The sequence below is a fragment of the Mycolicibacterium arseniciresistens genome, assembly GCF_030519285.1.
In the GTDB taxonomy this organism is placed as follows: Bacteria; Actinomycetota; Actinomycetes; order Mycobacteriales; family Mycobacteriaceae; genus Mycobacterium; species Mycobacterium arseniciresistens.
This window is the reverse complement of the sequence record NZ_JAUMSQ010000447.1, coordinates 1-3,842: the sequence shown is the minus strand read 5'-3', so window position 1 is coordinate 3,842 and position 3,842 is coordinate 1. Positions and strand designations below refer to the sequence as shown.

The 3,842-nt window shown below is 69.9% G+C and carries 3 protein-coding genes; all 3 read left to right on the top strand.

The annotated features are described in order from the left end of the window. Window positions 1-55: 55 nt before the first annotated feature. Window positions 56-1,468, top strand: a complete 1,413-nt coding sequence (locus Q2100_RS30225; RefSeq protein WP_302916983.1) for a peptidoglycan glycosyltransferase RodA — start codon at window positions 56-58, stop codon at window positions 1,466-1,468. Then, window positions 1,465-2,943, top strand: coding sequence for a D,D-transpeptidase PbpA (gene pbpA, locus Q2100_RS30220; RefSeq protein WP_264011821.1), 1,479 nt, complete (start codon window positions 1,465-1,467; stop codon window positions 2,941-2,943). Before Q2100_RS30225 ends, pbpA begins: the two co-directional genes overlap by 4 nt. Before the next feature lie 31 nt (window positions 2,944-2,974). Further along, on the top strand, window positions 2,975-3,842 hold an 868-nt coding region (locus Q2100_RS30215), incomplete at its 3' end, for a serine/threonine-protein kinase (RefSeq protein ID WP_302916982.1).

Sequence of the window (3,842 nt, the reverse complement as noted above, 5' to 3'; positions counted from 1 at the left end):
TGACGGCGCTGCCGCCACCGCCCCCGGAGCCTGGCACCAACTGCCGGGAGGCGGCGTGACGACGCAGCCCCAGTCACCAGTGACGGTGATGCCGCCGCTGCCGAACCGGCGCAACGCCGAGTTGATCCTGCTCGGCTTCGCGGCACTCATCACGACCGTGGCGCTGCTGATCGTCGAAGTGAACCAGGAGCAGGGCCTCAGCTGGGACCTCGCGCAGTACGCGCTGGGCTACCTCGCCCTCTTCGCCGCCGCACACGTGGCGGTCCGCCGGTACGCGCCGTACGCCGACCCGCTGCTGCTCCCGGTGGTGGCGCTGCTCAACGGACTGGGCCTGGTGATGATCCACCGGCTCGACCTCGCCGCCGGCGAGCTGACGTCAGAAGGCTTGGGCGGCACCGCGAATCAGCAGATGCTGTGGGCGCTGATCGGCGTCGCGGGCTTCACGCTCGTCGTGGTGTTCCTGAGCGACCACCGGATGCTGGCGCGGTACGGCTACGTGTGCGGCGTGACCGGCCTGATCCTGCTGGTGATTCCCGCGCTGCTGCCTTCCCAATTCTCCGAGCAGGGCGGCGCGAAGATCTGGATCCGCTTGCCCGGCTTCTCGATTCAGCCGGCCGAATTCTCGAAGATCCTGCTGCTGATCTTCTTCGCCGCCGTCCTGGTGGCCAAGCGCGACGTGTTCACCAGTGCGGGCAAGCACGTCCTCGGCATGGATCTGCCGCGGCCCCGCGACCTCGCGCCGCTGCTCGCGGCGTGGATCGCCTCGATCGGAGTGATGATCTTCGAGAAGGACCTCGGCACGTCGCTGCTGCTGTACGCGTCGTTCCTGGTGCTGCTCTACATCGCCACCGACCGGTTCAGCTGGGTGGTGATCGGGCTGGCCCTCTTCGCCGCGGGAAGTGTTGCGGCGTACCACATGTTCGGTCACGTCCGGGTTCGCGTGCAGACGTGGCTGGACCCGTTCGCCGACCCGGACGGCGCCGGCTACCAGATGGTGCAGTCGCTGTTCAGCTTCGCCACCGGCGGCATCTTCGGCACCGGGCTGGGCAACGGTCAGCCCGGAACGGTGCCCGCCGCGTCCACCGACTTCATCATCGCCGCCGTCGGTGAGGAACTCGGCCTCGTCGGCCTGGCCGCCGTCCTGATGCTCTACACGATCGTGATCGTGCGCGGCCTGCGGACCGCCATCGCGGTGCGCGACAGCTTCGGCAAGCTGCTGGCCGCCGGGCTGGCGTCCACGCTGGGCATCCAGCTGTTCATCGTCGTCGGCGGGGTGACCAAGCTGATCCCGCTGACCGGCCTCACCACGCCGTGGATGTCCTACGGCGGGTCGTCGCTGCTGGCCAACTACCTGCTGCTGGGCATCCTGGTGCGGATCTCGCATTCCGCACGCCGGCCCATCGACACCAAGGTGGCGCCGCAGACCTCGATCGCGGCGGCCAGCACCGAGGTGATCTCCAAGGTATGAACACCTCGCTCCGCCGCATCTCCGTCACGATCATGGCGCTCATCGTGCTGCTGCTGGCCAACGCCACCATCACGCAGGTGTTCACCGCCGACGGTCTGCGCACGGATCCACGCAACCAGCGGGTGCTGCTCGACGAGTACTCCCGCCAGCGCGGCCAGATCTCGGCGGGCGGTGACCTGCTGGCGTATTCGGTGTCGACCAACGGCCGGTTCCGGTTCCTGCGGGTCTATCCGGACCCGCAGGCCTACGCCCCGGTCACCGGCTTCTACTCGCTGAGCTACTCGAGCAGCGGCCTGGAGCGCGCCGAGGACACCATACTCAACGGATCCGACGAGCGGCTGTTCGGCCGGCGGCTGGCCGACTTCTTCACCGGCCGCGACCCGCGCGGGGGGAACGTCGCCACCACGATCAATCCCCAGGTGCAGCAGGCGGCATGGGACGCGATGTCCGAGGGGTGCAGCGGCCGGGCGTGCAAGGGTGCGGTGGTAGCGCTCGAACCGTCCACCGGCAAGATCCTGGCGATGGTGTCGGCGCCGTCGTACGACCCGAACCAGTTGGCCTCCCACAACATGGACGACCAGGCCACCGCGTGGGGACAGCTGCGGGACAACCCGGACAACCCGCTGCTCAACCGGGCGATCTCCGAGACCTACCCGCCGGGATCGACGTTCAAGGTCATCACCACCGCGGCCGCGCTGCAGGCCGGCGCCACACCCAACACCACGGTGACGGCCGCGCCGCGAATCGAATTACCAGACAGCACCGCGTCACTGGAGAACTTCGGCGGCTCGTCGTGTGGCGGCGGGCCGACGGCCACGCTGCGGGAGGCGTTCGCGCGCTCGTGCAACACCGCCTTCGTCGAGCTCGGCATCGACACCGGCGCCGACGCGCTGCGCGACACCGCGCAGGCCTTCGGCCTCGACGATGCGCCCGCGCCGATCCCGCTGCAGGTCGCCGAATCCACCGTCGGCCCGATCGCCGACGCCGCCGCGCTGGGCATGTCGAGCATCGGCCAGAGGGACGTGGCGCTCACACCGCTGCAGAACGCGATGGTGGCCGCCACCATCGCGAACGAAGGGGTAACCATGCGGCCCTACCTGGTCGACAGCCTCAATGGACCAGACCTGGCCAACATCAGCACCACCAGTCCGGCAGAACAGCGACGGGCGGTGACGCCACAGGTCGCAAGTACACTTACGGATTTGATGGTCGGCGCCGAGCAGGTGACGCAGCAGAAGGGAGCCATCGCCGGCGTGCAGATCGCTTCGAAAACCGGCACCGCGGAGCACGGGTCCGACCCGCGCAACACTCCGCCGCACGCCTGGTACATCGCCTTCGCGCCTGCTCAGGCGCCCAAAGTCGCCGTCGCCGTTCTCGTGGAGGGCGGCGGTGACCGGCTGGGCGCAACGGGCGGCACCCTGGCCGCGCCGATCGGCCGGGCCACGATCGCCGCGGCGCTGAGGGAGGGCTCGTGAGTCCCCGAAGTCGAGCGAAGCGAGGCGAGCAATGAGCCCCCGCGTCGGTGTCACGCTGTCCGGCCGTTACCGGCTGCAGCGGCTCATCGCCACCGGCGGCATGGGCCAGGTGTGGGAGTCGGTGGACTCGCGGCTGGGCCGCCGCGTCGCCGTCAAGGTGCTCAAGGCGGAGTTCTCGTCGGACCCGGAGTTCGTCGAGCGGTTCCGCGCGGAGGCCCGCACGGTCGCCATGCTCAACCATCCGGGCATCGCCAGCGTCTACGACTACGGCGAGACCGACATGGACGGCGAGGGCCGCACCGCCTACCTGGTGATGGAGCTCGTCAACGGCGAGCCGCTGAACTCCGTCCTCAAGCGCACCGGCCGGCTGTCGCTGCGGCACGCGCTGGACATGCTGGAGCAGACCGGCCGCGCGCTGCAGGTGGCGCACACCGCCGGCCTGGTGCACCGCGACGTCAAGCCCGGCAACATCCTGATCACGCCGACCGGGCAGGTGAAGCTGACCGACTTCGGCATCGCCAAGGCCGTCGACGCCGCCCCGGTCACCCAGACCGGCATGGTGATGGGCACCGCGCAGTACATCGCCCCCGAACAGGCCCTCGGCCACGACGCCACCGCGGCCAGCGACGTCTACGCCCTCGGCGTCGTCGGCTACGAGTCGGTGTCGGGCAAGCGCCCGTTCACCGGCGACGGCGCGCTCACCGTCGCGATGAAGCACATCAAGGAGACGCCGCCGCCGCTGCCGGCCGACCTGCCGCCGAACGTGCGCGAACTGATCGAGATCACCCTGGTGAAGAACCCGGGCATGCGGTACCGCTCGGGTGGGCCGTTCGCCGACGCCGTGGCCGCCGTGCGCTCGGGCCGGCGACCCCCGCGGCCGAACCAGGCGCCGACGATCG